The 23,900-nt window shown below is 62.4% G+C and carries 22 protein-coding genes and 2 pseudogenes; 10 read left to right on the top strand and 14 right to left on the bottom strand.

The window, feature by feature from the left end; translation table 11 throughout:
- Positions 1–17 precede the first annotated feature (17 nt).
- The 5 genes from K6G35_RS18015 (at position 18) to K6G35_RS17995 (ending at position 3,787) form a co-directional block, all read left to right on the top strand.
- Complete coding sequence (locus K6G35_RS18015) at positions 18–1,643, top strand: hypothetical protein (RefSeq protein WP_035880779.1); 1,626 nt, start codon at positions 18–20, stop codon at positions 1,641–1,643.
- Complete coding sequence (locus tag K6G35_RS18010) at positions 1,619–1,921, top strand: YkgJ family cysteine cluster protein (RefSeq protein ID WP_080709612.1); 303 nt, start codon at positions 1,619–1,621, stop codon at positions 1,919–1,921. The genes K6G35_RS18015 and K6G35_RS18010 overlap by 25 nt, the downstream gene beginning before the upstream one ends.
- A gap of 589 nt (positions 1,922–2,510) precedes the next feature.
- The gene (locus K6G35_RS18005; RefSeq protein WP_035880780.1) at positions 2,511–2,813 is read left to right on the top strand and encodes a hypothetical protein; all 303 of its coding nucleotides are present in this window, start codon (positions 2,511–2,513) and stop codon (positions 2,811–2,813) included.
- A 335-nt stretch (positions 2,814–3,148) separates the two neighbouring features.
- Positions 3,149–3,466, top strand: a complete 318-nt coding sequence (locus K6G35_RS18000) for a hypothetical protein (RefSeq protein WP_008641189.1) — start codon at positions 3,149–3,151, stop codon at positions 3,464–3,466.
- Between the two features lie 69 nt (positions 3,467–3,535).
- Positions 3,536–3,787: a DUF1488 family protein gene (locus tag K6G35_RS17995; RefSeq protein WP_008641190.1), complete on the top strand. Its 252-nt coding sequence runs from the start codon at positions 3,536–3,538 to the stop codon at positions 3,785–3,787.
- 83 nt (positions 3,788–3,870) lie between these two features.
- Here K6G35_RS17995 and K6G35_RS17990 read toward each other — a convergent pair whose 3' ends face one another.
- Positions 3,871–4,287 (bottom strand): RidA family protein, encoded by a 417-nt coding sequence (locus K6G35_RS17990; RefSeq protein WP_008641192.1) that lies wholly within the window; start codon positions 4,285–4,287, stop codon positions 3,871–3,873.
- 3 nt (positions 4,288–4,290) lie between these two features.
- Between K6G35_RS17990 and K6G35_RS17985 the strand changes: the two genes are divergently transcribed.
- Positions 4,291–4,476 (top strand): hypothetical protein, encoded by a 186-nt coding sequence (locus K6G35_RS17985; protein ID WP_495676830.1) that lies wholly within the window; start codon positions 4,291–4,293, stop codon positions 4,474–4,476.
- A 408-nt stretch (positions 4,477–4,884) separates the two neighbouring features.
- Here K6G35_RS17985 and K6G35_RS17980 read toward each other — a convergent pair whose 3' ends face one another.
- From K6G35_RS17980 to K6G35_RS17935, 10 genes are all read right to left on the bottom strand, one after another.
- Entirely contained in the window at positions 4,885–5,883 is a 999-nt protein-coding gene (locus K6G35_RS17980; protein WP_035880785.1) for an acyl-CoA dehydrogenase family protein, read from the bottom strand.
- Between the two features lie 12 nt (positions 5,884–5,895).
- The gene (locus K6G35_RS17975; RefSeq protein ID WP_035880788.1) at positions 5,896–7,053 is read right to left on the bottom strand and encodes an acyl-CoA dehydrogenase family protein; all 1,158 of its coding nucleotides are present in this window, start codon (positions 7,051–7,053) and stop codon (positions 5,896–5,898) included.
- Positions 7,054–7,079: 26 nt separating this feature from the next.
- A complete protein-coding gene (locus K6G35_RS17970; protein ID WP_008641206.1) occupies positions 7,080–7,853 on the bottom strand; it encodes an enoyl-CoA hydratase/isomerase family protein in 774 nt (257 codons plus the stop codon).
- Positions 7,837–8,940: an NAD(P)H-dependent flavin oxidoreductase gene (locus K6G35_RS17965; protein WP_495676829.1), complete on the bottom strand. Its 1,104-nt coding sequence runs from the start codon at positions 8,938–8,940 to the stop codon at positions 7,837–7,839. The genes K6G35_RS17970 and K6G35_RS17965 overlap by 17 nt, the downstream gene beginning before the upstream one ends.
- A complete protein-coding gene (locus K6G35_RS17960) occupies positions 8,937–10,490 on the bottom strand; it encodes an acyl-CoA synthetase (protein WP_495676828.1) in 1,554 nt (517 codons plus the stop codon). The genes K6G35_RS17965 and K6G35_RS17960 overlap by 4 nt, the downstream gene beginning before the upstream one ends.
- A 15-nt stretch (positions 10,491–10,505) precedes the next feature.
- The gene (locus K6G35_RS17955; protein WP_008641212.1) at positions 10,506–11,438 is read right to left on the bottom strand and encodes an SDR family oxidoreductase; all 933 of its coding nucleotides are present in this window, start codon (positions 11,436–11,438) and stop codon (positions 10,506–10,508) included.
- Positions 11,439–11,486: 48 nt separating this feature from the next.
- Positions 11,487–12,467 carry a Bug family tripartite tricarboxylate transporter substrate binding protein gene (locus tag K6G35_RS17950; protein WP_008641214.1) on the bottom strand — a complete coding sequence of 327 codons (981 nt, stop codon included), beginning with the start codon at positions 12,465–12,467 and terminating at the stop codon, positions 11,487–11,489.
- Positions 12,468–12,500: 33 nt separating this feature from the next.
- Entirely contained in the window at positions 12,501–13,688 is a 1,188-nt protein-coding gene (locus tag K6G35_RS17945) for a lipid-transfer protein (protein WP_008641216.1), read from the bottom strand.
- A 22-nt stretch (positions 13,689–13,710) separates the two neighbouring features.
- Positions 13,711–14,850 (bottom strand): acyl-CoA dehydrogenase family protein, encoded by a 1,140-nt coding sequence (locus tag K6G35_RS17940; protein WP_035880799.1) that lies wholly within the window; start codon positions 14,848–14,850, stop codon positions 13,711–13,713.
- A gap of 112 nt (positions 14,851–14,962) precedes the next feature.
- Complete coding sequence (locus tag K6G35_RS17935) at positions 14,963–17,728, bottom strand: LuxR C-terminal-related transcriptional regulator (protein WP_035880803.1); 2,766 nt, start codon at positions 17,726–17,728, stop codon at positions 14,963–14,965.
- Positions 17,729–18,133: 405 nt separating this feature from the next.
- Here K6G35_RS17935 and K6G35_RS17930 point away from each other — a divergent pair, with 405 nt between their 5' ends.
- The 4 genes and pseudogenes from K6G35_RS17930 to K6G35_RS17915 all read left to right on the top strand — a co-directional run bounded on the left by K6G35_RS17930 (position 18,134) and on the right by K6G35_RS17915 (position 22,036).
- Positions 18,134–18,586 (top strand): PH domain-containing protein, encoded by a 453-nt coding sequence (locus K6G35_RS17930; protein WP_035880809.1) that lies wholly within the window; start codon positions 18,134–18,136, stop codon positions 18,584–18,586.
- 90 nt (positions 18,587–18,676) lie between these two features.
- A pseudogene (gene glsA / locus K6G35_RS17925) lies at positions 18,677–19,675 on the top strand (glutaminase A).
- A gap of 251 nt (positions 19,676–19,926) precedes the next feature.
- A complete protein-coding gene (locus tag K6G35_RS17920) occupies positions 19,927–20,916 on the top strand; it encodes an SIR2 family protein (RefSeq protein WP_035880813.1) in 990 nt (329 codons plus the stop codon).
- Positions 20,917–20,941: 25 nt separating this feature from the next.
- Positions 20,942–22,036, top strand: a complete 1,095-nt coding sequence (locus K6G35_RS17915) for an HNH endonuclease (RefSeq protein ID WP_495676827.1) — start codon at positions 20,942–20,944, stop codon at positions 22,034–22,036.
- A gap of 263 nt (positions 22,037–22,299) precedes the next feature.
- On the opposite strand, the pseudogene K6G35_RS17910 reads toward K6G35_RS17915, so the two are convergent.
- The 3 genes and pseudogenes from K6G35_RS17910 to K6G35_RS17900 form a co-directional block, all read right to left on the bottom strand.
- A pseudogene (locus K6G35_RS17910) lies at positions 22,300–22,560 on the bottom strand (IS6 family transposase); the annotation flags it as partial.
- 40 nt (positions 22,561–22,600) lie between these two features.
- Positions 22,601–22,939 carry a hypothetical protein gene (locus K6G35_RS17905; protein ID WP_008641224.1) on the bottom strand — a complete coding sequence of 113 codons (339 nt, stop codon included), beginning with the start codon at positions 22,937–22,939 and terminating at the stop codon, positions 22,601–22,603.
- Between the two features lie 645 nt (positions 22,940–23,584).
- Positions 23,585–23,893, bottom strand: coding sequence for an Ada metal-binding domain-containing protein (locus K6G35_RS17900; RefSeq protein WP_035880819.1), 309 nt, complete (start codon positions 23,891–23,893; stop codon positions 23,585–23,587).
- Positions 23,894–23,900: the final 7 nt, after the last annotated feature.

The raw sequence follows: 23,900 nt of genomic DNA, 5'->3' as shown, positions 1-23,900 counted from the left end.
CTCAATCACAAGAAAACATGTCCACCGCAGTCGCCAACTACCCTTGGGCCGAAGAGCTCGAGAAAACCGTGGTCAACAGTCTGGTCACCACGTTTGGCCTGGATTTCCTTCTGTTCAAGGACAAGGTTGGCGGCGACGTGGACACAGTCCATAACGTACGTCAGGGCATCTGGGGCACGGAAAAGGAACAGCAAGCCTTCGAGCAGCGCGGGGCGTACGATGGCACGGCGTATCACACGCATCCGAATTACATAGCGACCGGCAAAAAAGACAAGGCCCTGCATCAAGCTGGGCAACTGAACGATGCCTATCGCGGTCAGGTCATGGCAATGGACGAGCAACGCAATCTCGACCATATTATTGCCGCCAAGGAAATCCACGACGACGCTGGCCGGGTGTTGGCAGAGCTCGACGGCGTGGAGTTGGCTAACCAGGGCAGCAACCTGCAAACGACGCTGGAAACGATTAACAAGTCCAAGAAACAATCACCGATCGATGACTATCTGAAGAATCTTCCCAGGCTCGTCGAAGGTCATGAGAAAGACTTGGCCAGAAAGCAGGAGAAATTGCGCAACCTGCCGCGCGAGACCCCCGAGCAGCGGCACAAGGTGGACGTTCTCGAAGAGAAAATCAGAAAGACACAGAAGAAAATAGAAGGCCTCAAGTCTATCGATGCTGATGCAATGCGAAAGAAAGATCAGCAGGCTCGAAAGAAATACGACGGAGCAATCGATCGTGCTTACTACGGTGGCAGCAAGTTCATGCAGCAAACTGGCGTTGCTGCGGGTCTTTCCGGCTTCAAGATGGGCACTCGCCAAATGCTTGGGTTGGTCATGGCGGAAGTCTGGTTCGAGCTACGCGCGCAAGTTCCGACTATTCTGGACACCCTTAAAAAACAGTTCAGCTTCGAGAAGTTCGTCGAAGACATCCAGAGCACTTTTCGGGGTATCTGGCGTCGTATTCGGTTGCGCTTCAAGGACTTCCTGACCAGCTTCAAGGACGGTGTTTTTGGTGGCATCGTATCGAGCCTGACGACCACGGTTTTCAACATCTTTGCCACCACACAGAAGGCTACGATCAAGATCATTCGGGAGATCTGGGGCCAGTTGTGCAAGGCGTTCAAGCTGGTCTTCTTCAACCCTGAGAAACTGGGTTTTACTGATTTGTGCAAGGCCGTCATGGGCGTCCTGTCGGCGGCCGCGGGCGTGACGGTGGGCTCGATCGCCCATGCGCAATTACTGCCGTTGTGCAACTTTCCGTTCGGCGCTGAACTGGCGTCGTTTGTGGGCGCTTTGGTAACCGGCTTGGCAACGCTTGGGTTCACATACGTCTTGTTGCATGGCAGCGTGGCGCAACGGGCTTGGGCCTATCTCGAATCCATGATGCCGCATGCGGATACGGTGAAGAAGTACCAAGCCATCAATGCCGAGCTGGATGTCTACCTGACCGAGTTGGCGCGCCAGGAATTCAACATGGACACCGAGGAGTTGGCAGCGTTCTCTCGTGACTTGTCCGCTTGCAACGATGAAATGCAGCGCGGTCTCGTTCTGAAAGATGAAATCGCCAAGCAGGGCATTGAGTTGCCCTACGAAATGGGCAACGCGACGAGCACACGTAAATGGCTGGCGTCCCTGGCGAAGTGAACACGCCGATTTCGCGCGCATTTCCCTGTACGCAGTGCGGGCGTTGCTGTGAGAACGTTCATCTATCCGACGAAACACTCTTCCTCGATCGTGGTGATGGAACATGCAGGCACTACCACGCAGCGAGCAAAGCCTGTTCCATCTACAGCGAACGCCCGGACATTTGCCGGGTAGATCGGATGTATGTATTGCGATACGCGCGCCTGCACACTTGGGATGAGTTCATTGCTTTGAATCTGCACGCGTGCGACCAGCTCCAATCGCTGGCCAGGCAATAGTCACGGCTTCGAACGAGATTCGCACACGTTGTGCGGTGGTTTCGTACGTCTGCTTCTGGCGGGCAAGCACCTGTCGAACCCGAGTTCCGCTACGCCGGCGCCAGGAGGTCGGCGCCGCCCCTGAACTGCCAATCGACCCAGTGCAGACACAATGGCGGCTTTCAAGGCAGAACGGCCTCCGGTTCACCACGGTTGTCGTGCGGTACGTTAAGGAGGGAGGAAGCTCAGGTTGCGGGTGCGATTGATTCGCTTCTTCGCCGGTCGCGCAGTTGTTCTCCCTGGTGGAATAAAAGCACTCCTTGCCTCACCAGTAGAGTACAGTGGCTAATGGAAGCCGTAACGGCAACGGAGCCTGCACGACGGGGGCACTGGCCAGACCGATTGTTAATGCCGCTGTGGTGATCTGTCGCGAAGACGGACATCGCCGGAGGCGAGCACGTTGTGCTTCGCTATGCCGAGGACATCATCAACGGCGCAATTCTCGGCCAATCCCTTGTTTCACTCTGAGCGTTGTTGTCGTCAACAGGCATTCTCAACACAGCCCATGACGTAACTGGGCAACAGCGGCGCTACGCCGCATGGAGCAGTCGTGAGCATTGCCAGTATCAGTAACGCCCCACCCTTCGCCTTCTACAAGGGCTTCGACCTCTATCCTCTGGTCTACAAGAACCAGCCTGTTCAGACTTGGCCGCGAGTCAAGCCGGACGGCAGGTTCAATGCATCGATCGTCATCTGCCGGACGGGATATCGCCCCGGTAGCGAACATACCCGCGTTTTCCGGCTTGAGAATACGCTTTGGGAGAACATCGGTACCGCGCGCAGGGGAGCGGTGCAGTTTGGCGAGGACATCATCAACGGACTGGTCGCGGGCGAATCCGTTGTTTCGCTCTAGCGTCGAGAGAATCATCCTGCTGGCGTCTCCAAGCGCGTATGCTGGTACTGCCGCACCTTGGCAAGCAAGGTAATCAGGAGCAATACCATGGCTAAGAGTCAACTACGCAGCACTCGCGAAGCAAAAAAGCCCAAGCAGCCCAAGAAGCCAGCCGTGCCGGGAACCCCATTTGGCACGACGCATTCGCGCGTTGGAAACGAAGGTGTCGCCAAGAGGAAGACGTAAATCGGTGTGCCGCGGACACGCGGCACAGTGATCACGCGTAACTTGTAACGTACACCGCGGGGAGTCGAAATCTCTATATTGCGGGCGCATACCGCTTCGGGAGGCGTATCATGATCCATCACAACACTGACCCCACTTTCCGGGGGCTGCCGCTCACCGCCGAGCAAGACTCGGAGATCCGTCACTACCTGAACAGGAAGAGCAGGCTGGGCAAGCCATGGAATACGCCGGAGTTGCGAGGGATGCTTGAGGACATGCTGCTGCCGCCAAGTACCGAGGACGACAGCCAGACCGATATCCCGCGCGACGCATTGGCTGCAGCAGAGCGCGCAGCCGCGTTCGTCGATCAAGACATGGAGCCAGTCGAGGCATATGAGGAATTGCATGCCGCGATGGAAGCCGAGAGCATGAAACGCGATACGCATTAGTTGGGGCGCATCGCGGTGGTAGTGTGCGCGCAACGCGGTCAATCAAAGGCGTTGGACACAGGACGACACATGACACTTACCTTTCCCAATCCAAGCCGCACCTATGATGAGGCCAAGCGTGGCGTGTGGTTCTGGGGTTATGACAACACAGGCGAGATTACCTTCCTGGTGGAGGATCGCGTACTGATGAGTTTCGACCCCGCTCTCGGTTCCGGTGAAGCGAGGATGCTGGACTCCTTCGACCGGCATCGCGATGAGATCCTGCAGATCGCCATGGACCTCTATGCCAAGGGGCGACAGACTCTCTACACGCTGCACTGATGGAAGGGAGGGTAGCGCCATTCGTCGCCTCCACGGAGTGTGCAGTCGACTGGTTGAATCTCCGGCCCTCCACGGTTGACCGATCACACGGCGCGCGTCGCAGCCACAGCCTTGATCTCGATGAACAGCGTCGGTCTGGCCAATGCGGCCACACCCAGTATCGTCCAGGCCGGTGCATCCGCTTTGATGTATCGGTCCTTGATCTCACGGAACGCCGTGAGTTGCTTGTCGATATCGACGTGATAGCTGACCAGCTCAACCAGATCCTCAAATCCAAGGCCAGCCGCCTGCAGAATCGCGCCCAGCCTCTGGAATGCGAGATCGATCTGCTCCTCCACATCCACAGGCACGGTCCCGTCTGCGCGAATGCCGATCTGGCCAGCGATGAATAGCAGGCCGCCTGCCGCAACAGCCGGCGCGTAATTGAAAGTCTTGAAAACCTGGGTGCTGCCGAGAACGGGGTGCGGATCCGCAAGGGTGATTGTCGTCTTGGATTGCATGGTGTGTACCTTGAAGATGTGGGAACCGATGGGCGGGCCGCGCCGATCCTGATCCTGATCCTGATCCTGCTCCAGGAATTCGAACAGCGCCTTGAAATCGCCTTGAAATCGCCTTCGCCAAAGCCGTCCTCACTGCGCCGCTCGATGCGATGCGGCAGCGTGATCGCTGGCGTTATCAAGACCCGGTGATGGGCTTGTTACGCCTAACTCCTGCCGGACCTCGCACTCGATGATGGGGATGCCGTTGAATCAAATACCTCGGGCTTGAGGGCAGGCTTGTGCCGTCAGCGTCGAATGTTAGCGCGCTACAAGCTGCGCCTGTTGATATGTGATCGCATTGAAATGAGCCGAATGCGGCGCCTGGCTGCCGCTAGATGGGACTGAAGCGATCGCCATCGAGCCTGCTCGGCCGGTCTCTGGCGCATACGGCGCTGACGGCGACCCGGTACCGCGGACTTTGCATCCAGAAGTTGTGGGGGGTGCCACGATTGCCCTGTATTTATACCCAGATATAAATTTCATCCCTCGCCGCGCGCTGCTGATGTGCGTCGTTGGCGAACGAGGGATAGGGCGTCAGGTGGCCGTCCGTCCCGCGGATCAGCAGGTGTTCCCAGCCACCCCTCTGGCAAAGTCCACGATCGCAATCTGGTCCGCCAGCGATGCATCGCCGATCACGGCAGCCCAGCAAGCCTCCGACCCGTGTGTGGTTCGCCATTCGTGAAGCCGTCGCGTCAGCAACTGCAGATCAAACTCCTCCGTCACGCCGATCGCGCCGTGCAGCGCATGGGCCGTCGCGGCAATTAGTTGCACCGCTTCGCTGCTACGAGACTTTGCGACAGCCGCGGCCAGTCGCAAAGGTTGGGTCCCCGTGGTGGCGAAGGCGATCTCGGCCGCCACCGTGACGGCGGCTATGTGCTCGGTCATGACGGCGAGTTGATGCTGGACCGCCTGATATTTGCCAATGGCGCGCCCGAACTGGGAGCGATCCTGGCAGTACTGGAGTGTCATTTCCCCGACGCGTGCCGCGGCGCCAGCGATGAGCGCGGCGTGCAGGGCGGCTCCCCACGTCTGCACGTCCGCCGCGTCGACGCCGGGTAGCGGCGTGACCGGTTGGGCGGCGGGCCAGCGCAACATCGCGCACTGGCTGCCGCGAACACCCGAAGCCTCACGTTGCGCGCTGGCGCAATCGAGCAGCAGGAGGCCATCGGCGCTGCCCGCGATGACGTAATCGGCAATGGTGCCGAAGGGGGTATAGGCACAGACCAGCGAACCATCGTTGTCGAGCCGGCACGACTGGGCCAGCGTCACCATGCCCGTGGGCACTGTCGCCCCGGCGCGCGCGAGCAGGGCCCGGGCCACGATGCTCTGCGCCAGCGGCACCGGCACCGCGTGGCGGCCGATCGTCGTGAGGATGGGGAACAGGTCGGGCAGCTCCAGTGCCGCGCCGCCCGCTGCTTCCGGGGCCAGCAGTTCCAGGAAACCGGCTGCGGCGAGCGCCTGCCACGCGGGCGCGGCGTTGCCACCGAACTCGATGGCGCGAACGGTCTCAGGTGTGAATTGGTCTTGCAGGATGGCGTCGATGGCTTCCACGAACATATCAGGTGCTCCTTAGCGCAAGCCCAAGCTGCGGGCAATCATCCCGCGCAGGATCTCGCGCGTGCCGCCACGCAGCGAGAAGGTTGGGGAAATCTGGCTGAGATAGGCCACGGTCCGGTACAGCACGGGATCGGGCGGCGAATCGGGGTCGGCGGACATCGCGCTCTCGACGTAGGCCGGAATCGCCTGTTCGAGCTCCGTGCCGAGATCCTTGACCAGTGCGGCTTCCACTACCGGGCTCTCGTGCCGGGCCAGTTTCGCGGTCACCGCCACAGACATGCTGCGCAGCGTGGCAATGTGCGATACGAAGCGGCCCAGTGCCGCGGATTGTTCGCGCGTGGCGCCGTGACGGCGCAGATGCGTTGCCCACAGGTCGAGCAGCACCATGCTGGAGTAGATGCGCTCTGGCCCACTGCGCTCGAAAGCGAGTTCGGCGTTGACCTGCTCCCAGCCACTGCCCTCCTGGCCAACCAACGCATCGTCGGCCAGCACGACGTCGTCGAAGACGACTTCGGCGAAATGCGCGTCGCCGGTCAGGTCGTGGATCGGGCGGATGCTCACACCCGGCAGCGACAGGTCGACGATGAATTGCGAGAGCCCTTTCTGCTTGTCTTCGGGTGCGCCGGAGGTACGTACCAGCGCGATCATGTACTGGCAGTGGTGGGCGTTGGTGGTCCAGATCTTCCGGCCGTTCATGCGCCAGCCTGTCTCGGTCCGCACGGCGCGACTGCGCACGCTGGCAAGGTCGGAGCCGGCGTTCGGTTCGCTCATGCCGATGCAGAAGAACGCCTCGCCACGGCAGATGCGCGGCAGGTATGCCAGCTTCTGTGCCTCGTTGCCATAGCGCAGGATGAGTGGGCCGCTCTGGCGGTCTGCGATCCAGTGCGCGGCCACCGGAGCCCCGGCACTCAGCAGTTCTTCCACCAGCACAAAGCGGCGGAAGGCATCGAGGCCGGCGCCGCCGCAGGCTGGTGGCAATGTCAGTCCCACCCAGCCGCGCGCGGCCAGGCGGCGGCTGAAATCGGCGTCGAAGCCCATCCACGAGCGGGCGCGCCGATCGGCCGGCACTTGCGGGAGGTGTTCGGCAAGGAACCGCTTGACTTCGGCACGAAAGGATTCTGCTTCCGGCGGAAGTTGCGCGAGACGAAATGTTTGCAATAGTTGGTTCAACGGAGACTCCTTTGCCGTGACGCTTTCTACTTGCCCTGGAACACTGGCGTGCGCCGCGCAGCGGTAGCGGCGACACCTTCGGTGAAATCGGCGGTCTGGACCTGCCATTCCTGCTCCGATGCTTCGCGGTCCACCGCCGCGAGCACGGCATCCGCCAGGCCCTGGCGCAGCGTATCGCGCGTGGACATCAGCGCGAGGGGCGCGGACGCGGCGATCTCTTCCGCCAGCGCCACGGCGTGCTCGAGTACCTCGTCTGCGGGGGCAAGCACGTCGGCAAGACCGATCTCGACCGCCTTGCGACCGTCGATCCGCTTCCCGGTGAACAGCAGCATCGCCGCCTGCTGGGCACCGATAAGACGCGGCAGCGTTACCGACAGTCCAAAGCCCGGATGAATGCCGAGTCGGTTGAAGTTGACGGCGAAGCGCGCCGTTTCGCAGGTAACGCGGAAATCGGCGACCAGCGCCAGCCCCACGCCACCGCCAATGGCCGGTCCGTGCACGGCGGCGACGATGGGCTTGCGCGTGCGAAACAGGCGCACTGCGTGGCGATACAGCCGCCGGGGCAACTGCGGGTCGGTCTGCCCGCCAGTGAAGTCCGCACCGGCGCAAAAGGCCTTGCCATGCGATGCGAGCACGATGGCGCGGCAGGATGGATCGGCATCGAGTTGCTCGAAGCACTCGACCAGATTTCGGATCAACGCTTCGTCGAAATAGTTATGGGGTGGGCGGCACAACTCGACAATGGCGACGTGCTCCTTGCGGCGAACGGCGATGTCCGGATAGTCATGATTGGTCTGCATAGGTATCTCCTTTCGTTGGAACACGGGCTCCGAGGGCATTGCTGGGCAGTGCTTCGACGTCGACAGTCGGCGTGGCGCTGTGCGGAACCGCTTCATGACGCAAGACGCTGGAAAGGGAGGCTGCCGCGCGTCCGGCATCGGCCATCAACCGGGCAACGATGTCTCCCGCCGGCTCGATATGGTCCGCGAAGCCGCCAGCTGGCCCCAGCGATACGATTCCGGCTTCCACGTCGCCGGATTCGTAGACGCGTTCGCGCGTGCGCGCCGACAGGATCAGATCGCCGAAATCGGCATGCGCGCGCGCGCCCTGTGCTTCGAGCTGCTGCACAGCCCGGGCGGTGTCGTTGTCCAGAACGCGCCATGTATCGCCAAGCGAGTCGAGAATCGCGACCGAGCAGTGCTCGTCGGCCGCCACGATACGGGCCTTCAGCGCCCGATGCGCGATGATTTCCTCCGCCACCATGAAACGGCTCCCCATCACCACGCCGTCGGCGCCCATCGCCAGCGCGGCGGCGATCTGGCGGCCACTGCCGATGCCGCCACCAATCACCAGCGGCACGCGCACGCGGTCCAGCGCAAACGCACCATTGACGAAGGCGGACAGCTTGTTGGCGCCAGGATGGCCACCTTCCTCGAGGCCCACCAGCGCCACGGCGTCCACGCCAAGCCGCTCGGCTGACAACGCGTGACGCACACTCGGGCACTTGTGGATCAGTACGCCGCCGCCACGCTGGATCGGCGCGACCAAATCGGCTGGCGAATTGCCGGCGCTTTCGAAATGACGCACGCCTTCGTCAAGCGCGATGCGAATCCAGTCCTTTACGGCATCGTTGCGGCCGACCCGGCGCGCCAGGGTCAGGTTGACGCCGAACGGCCTGCCGCCGGTCAGTTCGCGGCAACGGCGCAGATCCCGTCGCAGCGCGTCGGGTGTGGCGAACGAGCGTGCTGTGATGAAGCCCATCGCCCCGGCGTTGACAACCGCCGCCACCACACCGGATTCGCCGAGATGATGCATCCCGCCAAGGAGGAGCGGATGACGGATGCCAAACAGGTCGGTCAGGCGCGTGCGGAACGGCGCCGCCGTCATGATGGCTTCCAGTAGCGTTCGCGCAGCGAAGCCTTGTAGAGCTTGCCGGTCGGCAAGCGGGGCATTGTGTCGATAAAGTCGACCGAGCGCGGAACCATGTATTTGGCTACCCTCGTGCGCAGGTAGGAAAGCAGTTCTTCCGCCAGTTCCGGGGTCGGGCTGATGCCGGCCGCCGGTTCCACGATCGCCTTGACCTCCTCGCCCATCTCCGGATTCGGCACGCCGATGACGGCGGCATCGCCCACGCTGGGATGGATCACCAGCGCATCCTCGATCGCCTGAGGATAGATGTTCACGCCGCCAGAGATGATCATGAACGCCTTCCGATCCGTCAGGTACAGATAGCCGTCGGCATCCACGCGCCCGACATCGCCGACCGCCGTCCAGGTCGGATGGCGCGGGTGCTGCGCGGCGCGTGTCTTGTCCGGATCGTTGTGGTAGTGGAAGGGCAGTGCCTCGCGCTCGAAGTACACGGTGCCGGTTTCTCCGGCAGGCAGTTCGTTGCCATCGTCGTCGCAGATGCGGATGCTGCCGAGCAGTGCCTTGCCGACCGATCCCGGGTGGGCCAGCCATTCCTGCGTGTCGAGGCTGGTCGACCCGTTGCCTTCGGTCGCGGCGTAGTACTCGTGCAGGATCGGCCCCCACCATTCGATCATGTCGCGCTTGGTTTCCTGCGGGCATGGCGCGGCGGCATGAATGGCGACGCGATGGCTCGACAGGTCGTACGCGGCGCGCGTGGCGTCATCAAGCTTGAGGATGCGAATGAACATGGTCGGCACCCACTGGCTATGGGTGACGCGATGACGTTCGATCATGCGTAGTGCGTCTTCGGCGTCGAACTTCTCCATGAAGATGACGGTGCCGCCACCGAACTGCGTTTCCAGACCGTAGCCCAACGGTGCCGTGTGGTACAGCGGAGCCGGTGACAGGTAAACGGTATCGACGCCGAAGCCGTAGCGGTCGAACTGCGGTCGACGCGCCGACCCCGAGCCCTCGGTGACCTTGCCGGCGGGCTGCGCGCGGATGATGCCCTTCGGACGACCCGTAGTGCCCGAGCTGTAGACCATCGTCGCGCCGAGCCACTCGTCGGCCAGCCGCTCGGCCGGATACGCGGCGACGGCGTCTTCATAGCTCCGCCAGCCGGGCATGGTGCCGTCGATCATCAGCCGCCCGACGTTGGCCGGCATGATGTCGCCCAGCTGCACGGCAAGGTCGCGCATGGCCCACGAGGTCACGACTACGCGCGCGCCGCTGTCCGCGATGATGTAGGCCGCTTCCGGCGCGGTCAGATAACGGTTGACCGGCGTGACCAGCAGGCCCGAGCGCAGGGCTGCCCAGCAAACCTCGAAGCAGCGGATATTGTTCTCGAGCACCATGGCGAAATGGTCGCCACGGCGCAGGCCCAGCGCGTACAGGTATTGGGCGAAGCGGTTCGAGCGCTCGTCCAGTTCGCGATAGGTGAGCCGATCCCCGGTGGTGCCGTTGATGACGGCGGGCTTGTCGGGTGTCAGCGTGGCGTGGTCGCCGAGGTATTTCGGGGTCATCGTCATGGCGTGTGCTCGCGATCAGTGCTGCGGAATCTCGCCGGAGACATCGGCGTTGGCCGCGGACTGGCGTACCAGCGCAGGAATCTGCGCACCGAGTTCAGCCGCATCCCAACGGCCAGCTTTCTCGATGCGCGGGCCGGCATGCCACCCTTCGGCCACAGTAATGCGGCCGCCACGCACGCCAAATACCCGGCCGGTGATGTCCCCGGACTCCTCGCTCCCAAGCCAGGCGACCAGAGGCGCGACATTGGCCGGATTCAACTGGTCAAAGCCCTCGGCCGCGGCGTCCAGATGCTTGAAGTGATTGGCGGCGAAGAGCGCTTCGGTCATCCGGCTCATGGCGGTGGGGTAGATCGCGTTGACCGTTACGCCATAGCGGCCGAGTTCGCGTGCGGCGACGATCGACATGGATGCGATGCCGGCCTTCGCTGCCGCATAGTTGGCCTGCCCCGGATTTGCATAGAGTCCCGACGACGAACTGGTGTTGATGAGCCGTGCCGCACGCTGCCGGCCGGCCTTGCTTTCGTCGCGCCAGTACGCGGCCGCGTGGCGCGCCGGGGCGAAGGTGCCGCGCAGGTGCACTCGAATAACGGCGTCCCAGTCGTCTTCCGTCATGTTGGCGAGGGTGCGGTCACGCAAGATGCCGGCATTGTTGACCAGCACGTCGAGACCGCCGAAGTGATCGATTGCGGTCTGGATCATGCGGCTTGCGCCCTCCCAGTCCGCGACGTCGTCGAAGTTGGCGATGGCTTGTCCGCCCATCGCCGCAATCTCGGCGACCACTTCCTGCGCAGGCGCACTGGCAGTACCGGAGCCGTCGCTCTTCCCACCAAGGTCGTTCACGACGACCTTGGCGCCCTGCCGGGCGAATTCAAGCGCATATTCACGCCCGATACCCCGGGCGGCGCCGGTGATGACGACGACGCGGTCTTTGCAGATCTGTTGTTGCATGGTGGCTTCTCTGAATATTTCGATGGATGCGTCGACTGACGTAGTGAACTAGCGCACGCTGATGTCGTAGGTCTTGACGATCGATGCGTAGCGCCCGCGCTCGGCCTCGATCATCCGGCTCATCTCCGTTCCGCTCATGCCAAGTACGCCGGCGTACAGCGTCTGTGCGGCGAAGCTCTTGAACTCTGCAGACCCGATTGCCTTGAGCAGTGCGTCCTCGAGCTTGGCGACGACAGGCTCCGGCGTCTTCGCGCTGACCGCGAAGCCGAGCCAGACCGTGAGCTCGTAACCGGGCAGACCACTTTCGGCTACTGTCGGCACATTGGGCAGCTCGGGATGGCGTGCCCGGGTCGTGACAGCCAACGGGCGCAGCTTGCCGGCGCGAATGAGCGGCAGCGCGCCGCCGAGATCGAGCAGTGCCGCGTCCACGGCGCCCCCCATCACGTCGGTCTGGGCCTGAGAAGCGCCCTTGTAGAGGACGTGGTTGAACTCGACTCCGGCCATCTGCTGCATTTGCAGCGCGCCGAGCCGGTAGTGGTAGCTGTAGTTCGCCAGGCTGACCGAGTTCGGGGCTTTCCTTGCGGCGGACAGAAAGTCACTGAACGTCTTGTATGGCGACGAAGGGCCCGTCACCAGCACGGACGTGGCGCGAATCGCTGCCGCGAGCGGACGCAGGTCGCGCCTGGGATCGTACGGAAGGCGGTCGTGCACGAGCGGATTGATGACCATCGAGCTGGGCGAAATCATCAATACGCTGTAGCCGTCGGGCGGTGCCGTGAGGACGCTCTGCGTGGCGATGATGGTGTCGGCGCCGGGCCGGTTCTCCACCACGGCCGGCTGTCCCAGCAGTTTGGCGGTGCGCTCCGCGACGAAGCGGGTGACGGTGTCGGAACCGCTGCCTTGCGTGAGCGGGACGACAAAGCGCAGTGGCCGCGACGGGTAGCTGTCGGCGGCGCCTGCCAGCGTCGGCAACAGCATGGCGAACGCCAGGCCAAGGCCCGACAAGCGGGTGAGCAGCGATGGCTTCATGTTTGTCTCCTCCTGCTTGCTTATTTATGTCAGTCAGTTCTTGCCGTACAACGTGACCACGCAGGCACCGCCCAGGCCAAGGTTGTGCTGCAGAGCCAGCCGCGCACCTTCCACCTGGCGCTGCTCGGCCGTGCCGCGCAACTGGTGCGTCAGCTCGAAGCACTGGGCTAGCCCGGTCGCGCCGAGCGGGTGCCCCTTGGAAAGGAGCCCACCGGATGGGCCTACCACCACCTTGCCGCCATAGGTGTTATCGCCGTCGCGCACGAACTTCTCCGCACCGCCTTCGGGGCAGAAGCCAAGGGCTTCGTAGCTGATGACTTCGTTCTGGGCGAAGCAGTCGTGAAGCTCGCAGACGTCGATATCCTCGGGGCCCACACCGGCCTTCTCGTAGACCCTGTTGACCGCCGAGCGGGTCATGTGCGTGCCGACGTAGTTCAGCATCGACGGTGGGTCGAACGAGGCAGGCGGATCCGTCGTGAGTGACTGCGCCAGGATCTGCACGTCGGTGCGCAGGCCGTGCTTGCGGGCGAATCGTTCCGATACAAGGATGGCCGCCGCGCCACCGCAGGTGGGCGGACATGCCATCAGGCGGGTTATCACCCCAGGCAACAGCGGGGTGTCGTTCAGCACGTCCTCGGTGGTCACCACCTTGCGGAACAGCGCCAGCGGATTGTTGGCGGCGTGGCGGCTGGCCTTGGCGCGCACCGCGGCAAAGGTCTCCAGGCTCGTGCCATAGCGTTGCATGTGCTCGCGGCCGGCGCCGGCAAAGGTGCGTACCGCCTGCGGCAAGTGGGCCATGTCGGCGGTCAGGCCGTGCATGATCGGCTGAAAGCGGGCGCGCGTGACAGGGCGATCGTCCCAGTGGGACTTGAGGGCGCCTGACTGCATCTGCTCGAAGCCGAGCGCAAGCACGCAATCGGCGTCGCCGTTGGCAATGGCTTGGCGTGCGAGATAGAGGGCGGTCGATCCCGTCGAGCAATTGTTGTTGACGTTGACGATCGGAATGCCGGTCATGCCAACCTCGTACAGCGCGGTCTGGCCACAGGTGGAGTCGCCGTACACATAGCCGGCGAAAGCCTGTTGCACGTCGTCATAGCCGATACCGGCGTCGGCCAGCGCGCGACGTGTGGCTTCGGCGCCCATTTCGGTATAGCTCAGGCAGGCGCCCGGCTTGGCGAAGGGAATCATCCCAACGCCAGCAACCAGTACTTTTTCGCTCATGGTGCTTGTTCTCCGCTAGTGATCAAAGCTTGCGCGCGATAAGTTCGCGCAGGACCTCGCTGGTGCCGCCAAAAATGCGCGTCACGCGCATGTCGACGAACGAGCGGGCAATGGGGTACTCGAGCATGTAGCCGTAGCCGCCGTGCAACTGGACCATCTCGTCCACGCATTTCCACATGGTTTCGGTGGCGAACAGCTTGGCGATGGCGGCTTCCTGCAGCGTCAGCTTGCGCGCCATGTGCTGGCCGATGTAGTGGTCGATCAGCGTGCGGACGGCGACTGCCTGGGCCTTGATATCGGCGAGCTTGAATTTGGTGTTCTGGAAGTCCCAGACGGTCTGGTTGAAAGCCTTCCGGGACTTCACGTAGTCGAGTGTCAACTCGAGTTGGCGCTCCAGGCGGGCCGCACTGTAGACGCCGATGATCAGGCGCTCCTGCGGCAGCTCTTCCATCAGGTGGATAAAGCCGCGGTTCTCCACGCCAATCAGGTTGCTTGCCGGCACGCGAACATCGTCGAAGAACAGTTCGGCAGTGTCGGCCGCATGCTGGCCGACCTTCTCCAGCTTGCGTCCACGGCGGAAACCCGCGCGATCGGCTTCGACCATGATCAGGCTTACGCCCTTGGCGCCAGCGGCCGGATCGGTCTTGCAGACCACGACGATGAGGTCGGCGTTCAGCCCGTTGGAGATGAACGTCTTGCTGCCATTGATGACCCACTCGTCACCGTCACGCACGGCAGAGGTACGGATGGACTTCAGGTCGGACCCGGTGCCCGGCTCGGTCATCGCAATGGCCAGGATCTTTTCGCCGCGGCAAATCTCAGGCAACCAGCGATGCTTCTGTTCCTCGGTGCCAAGGCGGACGATGTACGGTGCCGTGATGTCGGAGTGGACCGAGAAGCTTGGCCCGGATACGCTCGAACGGTGGTACTCCTCCGCCAGAACGCAGGCATGACCGAAGTCGCCGCCACCACCGCCATACTCCGTCGGTACGGTCACGCAAAGCAGACCCTCGCGCCCGGCCTTCAACCAGATATCGCGCCCCGCCTGGCCAGCGGCATCCCATTCTGCCTGCCGTGGCGCGCACTCGCGCTCGAAGAAGCGGCGCGCGGTGGCGCGGAACATCTCATGATCATCGCGATAGACGCTGCGCTGGATCTCCACTGTGATTTCCCCCAATCTGGTTGGCGGCGCCGGTTCGGCACCGCAATGAGGGGAGTGTGGATGCGGGGAGGGAAAGAATCCCTACACCGGTGGTGTAGGTGGGTAGGGCGAATCAGCCCAGACGTGGCGACTGGGCCTCACGCAGCCGAGCCACCGCCTCATCGCGGCCAGCGACGCCGAGCTTGGCGTAGACGTTGCGCAAGTGGTACTTCACTGTGTCGAGTGAGACATTGAGCATCCGCGCGATCTTCTTGTTTGGCAAGGCATGCGTCAGTAGCGTCAGCACTTCACGCTCGCGGTCGCTGAGCTGCGCGTCGAAGGGGGTTGGTGTGTGCGATGCCGCAGGCGCGGCGGGCACGGTGCCGCGCCCGGCCTCATTTGTCAGACGTTGGGCGTAGAACGCCAGTACAGGATCGACAGCGGCGTCTCCGGCCACGTTGGCCAGCAAGCCTGCCACCTGGGGCGAGACATCCAGCAGGCTGCGAACAAGCCCGAGGCGATGGCCGATTCGAAGCGCGGACAGCAGGTGATCATGGGCTGCACGGGTATTGCGACGGCCATTCTCGGCAATCGCCATCAGCAGGTGCAATCCGGCAACCCGGCACCAGCGGCCGCCAGCCTCCGAGAGGGCATGCAGCGGCGTCAGCCTTGCGAGCGCGCTGTCGAAATCATGGTGATGCAGGTGCATCGCCGTGGCCGCCAGATCCGCGCAGACGCGCACTTCCCATGCGGTGCTGCGCGTTGCGCCCCGGTATCGGTCTGCCAGTGTCTCCAGCGCTTGCAGCACTGCGGCGGCGCGATCCGTGTTCCCGGCTTCGAGGTAGCAACGGACGCGCAGCCATTGCGCCGACGCCAGCAGGCGGTCGGTTTGATGCCGTAGCGCATAACGCTCGAGCCGATCGAGATAAGCCATTGCCTCGATGCGGCGGCCGGCAAGCCATTCTGCGCAAGATAGCGTCTGCAGCGCGCGCAGTACGGTATCGGGGATCGAGATGCGTTCCAGTACGTCGATGCGTGCCACCAGCATTCGCGCCGCGGATTCCACGTCGTTCAGTTCGTACTGTGCCTCGCCGAGCAACGCGGATGCCATGCACGCAACGCCCGCGTAGGTTCGGCCATGCAACTCGGACGCTGCCAGCACATCGCGGAAAATTCGCTCGGCGACCATGACGTCGCCCTCGGCGGCGTGGGTCATGCCACCCATGCAACGACCAAGAAGAATCCCGCGGGGCGCACCATCGCACGGTGCCCCATCCTCGATGACCTCGCGAGCCTCGCCGTACTCGCCGCGATAGATGTGCATCCACGACAGGATATTGGCGCGTGCGGTGAGCGTGAAGTCATCGCTGCCCGGTGGCAGGCGATGCAGCTCCGGCAACAATGCCGCCACGGCGTCGGTGTCATCGCGCACGAGTGCGAGGCCTCCGCGCAGCACTGCCAGCGCATAGCGTCGGTGTGCGGAGGTCTTGTCGGGTGTGTCGGACCAGACCTGCAGGCGATGCAGACTCGCTTCGAGGGCATCGGCTTCGCCGGCATACATGTGCAAATATGCCATCGTCAGTTCCAGTCGGAACCGGCTGGCGATGGTCTCGGACGGGAGTCGTCGCAGCAGCCCGGCGAGCCGGTTGAGTTCGCCGCGTTTAAGGTGGTCGATGGCACTGTGCTCGACCATGTCGGCTGCAACGTCGGGCTCGCCGGCGCGCACTGCATGGCCGACGGCTTCCTCCACGAGTCCGTTCGCCGCGAACCACTGCCAGGCGGAAGCATGGACTGACCGGCGCTCGACAGGAGGCAGGTTGGCGCCGCGAACCTCCAGCACTTCTCGCAGTAGGGGATGCAGGCGATACCACGTGTGGTCGCCGGCAGCGTCGCCGATGCGGACCAGGAAGAGTCCGTCCAGCGCGAGGCCACCGAGCCGACGCCCAATCTCGGGGCCGTCGTCTGGAGTGCCGAGCAGCGTCGCGCCGAGGGCGCCGCAGAACCGGTCGCAGGCAGACAGGCAAGTGAGGAGTTGCAGATCCGGAGGCGCCAGCCGCACCAGTATCTCGCGCTCGAAATAGCTGGCGAAGGTTTCGGCGTCCCGCACATGAACGGGTATGTACGCACCGCCCTGTTTGGCGCGAAGGTCCACGGCGAACAGTTGCAGGCCAGCGGGCCAGCCGTCGGTCAACTCGTGGATCCGGCTTGCATCTTGCGGCTCGACGGCTCCAAGCTGATCGCGCAGAAAATTGGTCGATTCGTCGGGCGTGAAGCGTAGATCGCGCAGATCGAATCTGGCCGCCATCCCACGGGCCTCCAGCCTGGAAAGCGACAGCGAGACGGGCTCCGGCACCGGATGTCGCGACGTCAGGGCGATGTGGAAATGCGGCGGCGCATAGTCGATCAACCAGCGCAAGGCCGCCAGCACGCGTGCATCCTGCAGCAGGTGGGTATCGTCGAGCATCAGCACGAGTTGGCGACCGTGCGCGGCGATGGCACGAACGACCGCGATAACAAAGTGCTCGGCAGCGCTGGGCGTCGCGTCACGCCCCGTCAGTAGCTGGGCGTTGCCGGCAAGGGCTGGGTCGATTGTGGAAAGGCTTGCGAGCAATGCTTCGAAGAAGCTGGCGGGATCATCGTCATCCGCCGCCAGCGACAGCCACGCGACGTCATAGTCCAATGCCAGCAGTGACTGACGCCAGGCGACAAGACTGCTGGTCTTGGCGCTGCCGGCTGGCCCCTCGATGGCCACGCATCGCAGGCCGCGCGCTGCGGTCAAACGCGCGGTAAGTGTGTCGCGCGGCATCAGCGGGCGAGCGCTGCGGGGCGGGGCAAGCTTGCCTGGCGAGAGGGGCGGCGTGTACGGCTGCTTGTGCGGCACGCCCGTTGCGGATGGCATGACGGCAGATTCTCCAGGTGGCACCGACAAGAAACGTGTGTCCCGGTGAGGGCTCGGCAGATTATAGAAAGAGGACACCCACTCGGCACGGATCGCGGGTAGCGCAACCCGTTTCGGGTGGGGGGCTGTTTCCAGGTCTTGTTGGATGGGATCGTCGTTCTCTTCTTCGAGGTGGTGGAGCTTAGTGGCACTTGCGACCAACGTGCTGATGGCTTCACCCCTCGCGGCTGCGCGGTATCGGTAGTGTGGATGCCAGGGCACACTCGTCGCCAAATGGCGCCGAATGCAAAGTCGGGGGCGGCTCAGGAAAAGTCGTGCGCCCGCGTTACGCCTACTTTCAGAGTGAGTTCTGCGGGCGCTGAAGCTTCGCGCGCCGCAGCCCCCTTCTGAAATTACGGAGTTCAAATGTCCAACGAATCGCTCTTGTGGTCTGGACGCCCGTCGCAGGCCGCAAACCTTCCTGTCTTTGTGCTTTGCGTCGCAATGTGCTTCATACCGTTTCTCATACCTGCGGCCGTCATCCTTGCAGCGCTTAGTTACCTGAAAGTTCAGACGACCAGGATAGAGGTAACCACTAAGCGCGTGACGGTACGTAGTGGCATCATGTCGATGAAACTCGATGAAGTGGAGTTGTCCCTTGTGCGGGACATTCAACTGACGCAGCCGTTGCTCCTGTGGCTGCTTAAACTGGCCAACATAGTGATTGTGAGTTCGAATGGCGCTTCGCCAGTCATCCACTTGTATGGCATCCCGAACGCCTACGCGTTGCGTGAAAAAATTCGCCGTTGCGTCGAGAGTCGTAGGGATTCCAAGGGCCTTCGCGATTCCGAGAGCAGCCACATGGTGGCGCACGCCTGACAAAAGGCAGTGTTGAAAAGGGGGACGAGACATGATCAAACCGGGACTTATTCAACCCACCCGCTTCATCTCATATCCGTTGGCCAAGGCATGAACTCGTCATCCGCCCCAACAGCACGCTTCGTCTCCACTGGCACTCTGCCGGGGCCGGACGAGATCCGCTCGCTGGTCGAAGCGGCCTATGAGAACTTTCGGGAGGAGGCGGGCGGGAAACTGGCTGACTACATTCCGGCCCTGGCCGAGGCGGACCCGTCAGCCTTTGGCATTTGTGTCGCCAATACTCGCGGCGACGCGTTCATGGTCGGCGAGGCGGCTGAGACCTTCTCGATCCAGAGCGTGTCCAAGCCCTTCGTGTTTGCGCTGGTATGCGAGGCCCTCGGTGCGGCCGAGGCTGCAGCGCGGCTCGGTGTAGACGCTACAGGGCTGCCTTTCAACTCCATCATGGCGATGGAACTGCGTGCCGACGGCACCAGCAATCCTTTGGTCAATGCCGGCGCCATCGCTGCCACTAGCCTGATACCCGGCTCTGGTGCAGAAGACCGCTGGCACCACGTTCGCCAGGGCCTGTCTCGCTTCGCCGGCCGCGAGCTGGAGTGCGATGAGCACGTCTACGCGTCCGAGGCGGCCAACAACCAGCGCAACGCCGGATAGGCGCACCTCCTGCGCGGGCACGGGCGTCTCTACTGTGATCCGGATGAGGCCGTCGAGGTCTACACTCGCCAATGCGCATTGCTGGTCAGTGCGCGGGACCTCGCACTCATGGGCGCAACCTTGGCCGGCGGTGGTGTCCATCCGCTCACAGGCGAGCAGGTTGTGAGCGCCGCGACTTGCCAGCGAGTACTGGCGGTCATGGCGACGGCAGGGCTTTACGAGCGATCAGGGAGCTGGCTCTATGATGTGGGCCTGCCCGGAAAGAGCGGCGTGAGCGGCGGCATACTAACGATCGCCCCCGGCAAGGGCGCGGTCGCGACCTTTTCGCCGCCACTGGATGCCGCCGGCAACAGCGTGCGCGGGCAGCTTGTCATGCGCTTCCTGTCGGAACGATTGGGGCTGAACCTGTTCATCTCTGCGCCAGCCGCGCACCTGTAGCGCCGCCGACACGGCCTCGAATGGCATGCAAGCAAATGCCCACGGATGGGCGGACTCGGCCATGGGGGATTTGTGGGGGACCGCTTCCGACCCGAAGCGGTCCTACGGTACATCGCTCGGGCAATGGCTGGTTTCAGGTGCCAAACAGTCGTCCGGTGCGATAGCTTGCCAATTCCAGAATGGTCGTTCGCCGGCAATCACGTTCAGCTTGACGGGTAGAATAAGCAGGCTGAATCGTCAGGGGAAACCGAATGGCGCACCTCCTTTTGCTCGGCGCAGGCTTCACCCGTAACTGGGGCGGCTGGCTCGCGGGCGAACTCGCCGACGACCTGATCAGCCGCCTTGCGGATAATTGGGATCTCTGCAAGCGGCTCATCGACAATCCGAACTTCGAAGAGGTTCTCGGAGACCTGCAACGTGAGTGGCGGCAGCATCAGCAGCCCGCGCACCGCGAGCGGCTCGATGCGATGGATCACGCCATCAGATCATCGTTTAACGACATGAATCGGATGCTCGTTGATAGTGGCGGACTGGATGGTCAGGGGAACGGCGCAAACTTTGCCGATAGAGGTCTTGTGCCCTTTCTCGCGGGTTTCGACGCAATCTTTACGCTCAATCAGGATCTGCAACTTGAATTGCATTACAGACATCTGCCGCTCCGGCAGCGTGGTCGAGAGCAGATGGCTGATCGTCCACAATATCCCGGGATACAGCTTCCGCCGAATTATTGGCAGCTTCGACCGGAAGAGATACTGGCGACCGAACTGCGACCCGCACTGGGTGCCAACTACCACGTCGAAGACAACTGCCAGCCGATCTTCAAACTACACGGCTCAGTCAACTGGCGCAGCGAGGACGGTAACGATCTGCTCGTGATGGGCGCTCGCAAGGTGGATGCGATTGCAGGATCGGTGCTGCTGACTCGATACGCCGATGAGTTCCGTGCGCGTCTGCGTGAACGGGGCACGCGCCTTATGACCATCGGCTACGGCTTCGGCGACGAGCACATCAATCAGGAGATCGTCGCGGCTGCAGAAGCCGACGACGCTTTCGGTTTGTTCGTGGTCGATCCGAGCGGGCGAAGGGTACTCCGGCCGCGCAATGACAATGGAGCGATTGCACAGCCGCGCCGAGCGATCGAGGACGTTCGCTACATCGGCGGCTCGACTCGGCAGCTTCGCACGACCTTCACGAACGACGAACTCGAACGCGCGAAGCTGATGCGATTCTTCGAAACCTGAAAAGGCTTGTACAGGGAAAGTTAAATTGCCAAGAATATTCCAAGCGATTGACGGAGACGGCTCCCGGCTGGATGCTCGCTTCTCCGTGGACCAAGCAGACATCATCCTGCACAGCCGAGGCGGGGCAAAGGGCCAGCGTGGAACGGTAAATGCGGACTATGCTAAAGCTCTGCTCCTGCTGACTAGCAGGCTTTCTCAAGCCGCTATACCCATACTTGGTGCATGGGTCGATAGCACAACCGTCCAGTCACTACCTCTCAGCACGCGATCCATTCTGAGTAAATCCGAAGGAAGTCTGTCGCCGGAGCAAATCTGCAGCCTGTTGAGCAGTCGCATGAAAAATATTCGCAGCGATCCAAATTCAAGTGCGAAGGGAGGCAACTCAACAAAGCGCATTCGAATCGCGACCGGTTTCAGCGGATCCAGCGAGGATCTGGCTAACCGGCTCGGAGGTGTAGCTGCGGAAGAAGACCTCCGAAGCATGGAAAGGCTACGCGCCGACGTGCTGCGTCAAGCAACACCCGAGTATATCTGGCGAGCGGTTCAGCAATTCATCGATGGCAATGTAACGGACGATCCATTTGGCCCGTCGACTGACTATGACCTGATCGCTGACAATGGCCGTCGACTTCGGCCCAAAGCCGTCTTTGGACTCGCACTTTCGATGGCGCTAGATGGCGCTCCGATCGGCCCGAGACACTTTACTGCCGGGGGATTATGTTTCAACCTGCTGCAAGAGGCCGGTTATCAGATCGTGCCGAAAGGCGAGGCATACGAATCACCCGACAGCGAAACTTACATCGACCGAGAATGGCGTGAGGGCGGCGCAAAGCTGAAATCTCACCTGAAGCGTGAACGAGCCCCTGGCCTCGCAAAGGCTAAGAAAGCGCAATCTCGTCGAACACACGGTCGGCTTTGCTGTGAACGTTGCGGCCTCGATCCAGTAGCGCATTACGGAGCCGAAGAGGCCGAGGCATGTATCGAAGTTCATCATTTCGCCACTCACGTGAGCGAAATGACAGAAGGCCACAAAACCACCCTTGACGACCTCCAATGCCTCTGCGCCAACTGCCACAGATTGGTCCATAGGATTCTAAGCGCGAAGAGCAAGAAAGTCTGACCAACGACGGGGCAGCCACAGGGTGCGCGGGCGCGTAAATTTCGGAAAAGGCCGACAGACCAATGTCTCATCATCCAGGGCTGAATGACCGTTTGCCCGGACGGAGCTGACCTCTGTACGTCCGAGCGACGGTGCGGGCGAACGACGGTTCCTGGCCGAACTCTGCCGGACGTCCGCCACTGAGCTGCGACCGTCTCCGACCGACTGCGGATTCAACCGGTCAACGCAACGGTTTGATGGAGTCGTTCTGCCGGTGTATCGAAACCTCGTGTCTTTTGAGGGCGTTCATCGAGGTGCCACGTGTTGCCAGGCTGGCGCCGCACTGCCGTGACTCGATGGGGAAAGTTGCCGCCGAACTTGTCGCACCAGCGGCGGGTCGTCTCGTAGCTCACGACCACGCCATGCTCGAACAGCAATTCATCGATGTCGCGCAGGCTCAGGTGGAAGCGGAAGGTTCAGCGTACCGCGCAACTGATGACCACTGCCGGAAAGCGGTGGCCGTGATAGAGCGATGTCTTCTTCATCGCCCCATCTTACGCGACCTCGCCAACGTGACAGTGCCGTCTAGCCGCCCATGAAGTACGGATTACGAACGTCGTACACATGGCCGCCTGGGTTGAACTGCGGATCCTGTTGTACGCCCTGGGGATATGGGTTCACCTGGCTCGTGCCTTGCATTGGCATCGAGGGATCCATCGGGCTGCTAGGCGTGGCCGAAGGACTGAGGTTGGACTTGGTGCTATCAGCATTTGCGCCTTGGGTATACGGATCGAACTTCCCTTGGCTATTTGAGTAAGACGGATTCGCCCCCGAATCCGGGGCTTGCGTAGGCTGCGCATGCGCGGCACTCAGCGCCACAATGAATGTGCCGCATGCCACTGCTAGCATTCGATTGTTCTTCATCACATGTACCTCCGACTGCGGGAGTGCAGCCCTTTCAGGGTACAAGATGCGTCAGGAATTTGTAGGGCGCAGATGTTGCCAACTATCTGTGGCGACACATGTGCGGAAAAATTTTATCGAGGCAGCATCGGCTTCGACTTGGCGTAGGCGCGAAGCGCATCGTTCGGCACTGTCACGTTGGCCTATCGAAGTCACCCAAGTTCCGTCTGCCGCATGAAGCGGTGGTTCACTCCTCACCTCATTACGGCCCAAGTGCGCCAACGTGACAACGCCCTCCTGTGGGATTGGCCCTTCGCGAGTTTCGTGCGCCATCTCGCTATTGAGATGAGAAGGCAATGCCGGATTCATCAAAATGGCGTGTCGATGCCTTGTGCTCTTGGCGAGGGAGGCCGGGGTGACATAGTGCTCGTCGAGTGTCTTGAGACCACGGAGCGAAGGCGTGGTGCCCTTACGCGCACGCCACTGCAGCAACACGTCCGACGGTGCTCTTTCCATCTGCCGATGGGGCGAGAGCATGCAAAGTGCCTTGCGTGCCAGGGAGCACGCTTCTCGTTGTCTCAGTACAGTCTGATGCGGCAATCCGGGCTTCGGGTAGGTCGTGCGGCATGAGGTTGTCCGCACTTGCAAAGCTGGGGAGTGGCGCGCTCATGAGCGTGCCTCCTTTCGGGTGCTGCCCGAGGGCCTGGTAGGCTGGTTCTTCTTCCAGGCCGCGTATTCCTGGGGCATGCAAACGGCGCACGGTCTGTAGCCGGCGGCGATGGCCGTGGCCTCGTCGGCAAAGAAAACGCGGTGCTTCACATACGCGCCAAGGGCAATCGCCTGCAGCGCGGCACGGCAGTCCATGCGCCCGTATAACTTTCGGCCTCGATGGCCTCCGAAGATGCCGGGCATGGCGCTGGAGCACGGCTTGCCATCTGGCCCCATCAGCATGAATGTCTTGTCCGGTGTCGGCATGTGCGGT

Source organism: Cupriavidus sp. HY129, from assembly GCF_059492215.1.
The sequence above is the reverse complement of the archived record's forward strand: the minus strand, read 5'-3'. Positions and strand labels throughout refer to the sequence as shown.

Coding starts and splice junctions, on each gene's coding strand:
- K6G35_RS18015 (WP_035880779.1), top strand. CDS start 18: ATGTCCACCGCAGTCGCCAACTACCCTTGGGCCGAAGAGCTCGAGAAA.
- K6G35_RS18010 (WP_080709612.1), top strand. CDS start 1,619: ATGGCTGGCGTCCCTGGCGAAGTGAACACGCCGATTTCGCGCGCATTT.
- K6G35_RS18000 (WP_008641189.1), top strand. CDS start 3,149: ATGATCCATCACAACACTGACCCCACTTTCCGGGGGCTGCCGCTCACC.
- K6G35_RS17995 (WP_008641190.1), top strand. CDS start 3,536: ATGACACTTACCTTTCCCAATCCAAGCCGCACCTATGATGAGGCCAAG.
- K6G35_RS17990 (WP_008641192.1), bottom strand. CDS start 4,287: ATGCAATCCAAGACGACAATCACCCTTGCGGATCCGCACCCCGTTCTC.
- K6G35_RS17980 (WP_035880785.1), bottom strand. CDS start 5,883: ATGTTCGTGGAAGCCATCGACGCCATCCTGCAAGACCAATTCACACCT.
- K6G35_RS17970 (WP_008641206.1), bottom strand. CDS start 7,853: ATGCAGACCAATCATGACTATCCGGACATCGCCGTTCGCCGCAAGGAG.
- K6G35_RS17965 (WP_495676829.1), bottom strand. CDS start 8,940: ATGACGGCGGCGCCGTTCCGCACGCGCCTGACCGACCTGTTTGGCATC.
- K6G35_RS17960 (WP_495676828.1), bottom strand. CDS start 10,490: ATGACGATGACCCCGAAATACCTCGGCGACCACGCCACGCTGACACCC.
- K6G35_RS17955 (WP_008641212.1), bottom strand. CDS start 11,438: ATGCAACAACAGATCTGCAAAGACCGCGTCGTCGTCATCACCGGCGCC.
- K6G35_RS17950 (WP_008641214.1), bottom strand. CDS start 12,467: ATGAAGCCATCGCTGCTCACCCGCTTGTCGGGCCTTGGCCTGGCGTTC.
- K6G35_RS17945 (WP_008641216.1), bottom strand. CDS start 13,688: ATGAGCGAAAAAGTACTGGTTGCTGGCGTTGGGATGATTCCCTTCGCC.
- K6G35_RS17935 (WP_035880803.1), bottom strand. CDS start 17,728: ATGCCATCCGCAACGGGCGTGCCGCACAAGCAGCCGTACACGCCGCCC.
- K6G35_RS17930 (WP_035880809.1), top strand. CDS start 18,134: ATGTCCAACGAATCGCTCTTGTGGTCTGGACGCCCGTCGCAGGCCGCA.
- K6G35_RS17920 (WP_035880813.1), top strand. CDS start 19,927: ATGGCGCACCTCCTTTTGCTCGGCGCAGGCTTCACCCGTAACTGGGGC.
- K6G35_RS17905 (WP_008641224.1), bottom strand. CDS start 22,939: ATGAAGAACAATCGAATGCTAGCAGTGGCATGCGGCACATTCATTGTG.
- K6G35_RS17900 (WP_035880819.1), bottom strand. CDS start 23,893: ATGCCGACACCGGACAAGACATTCATGCTGATGGGGCCAGATGGCAAG.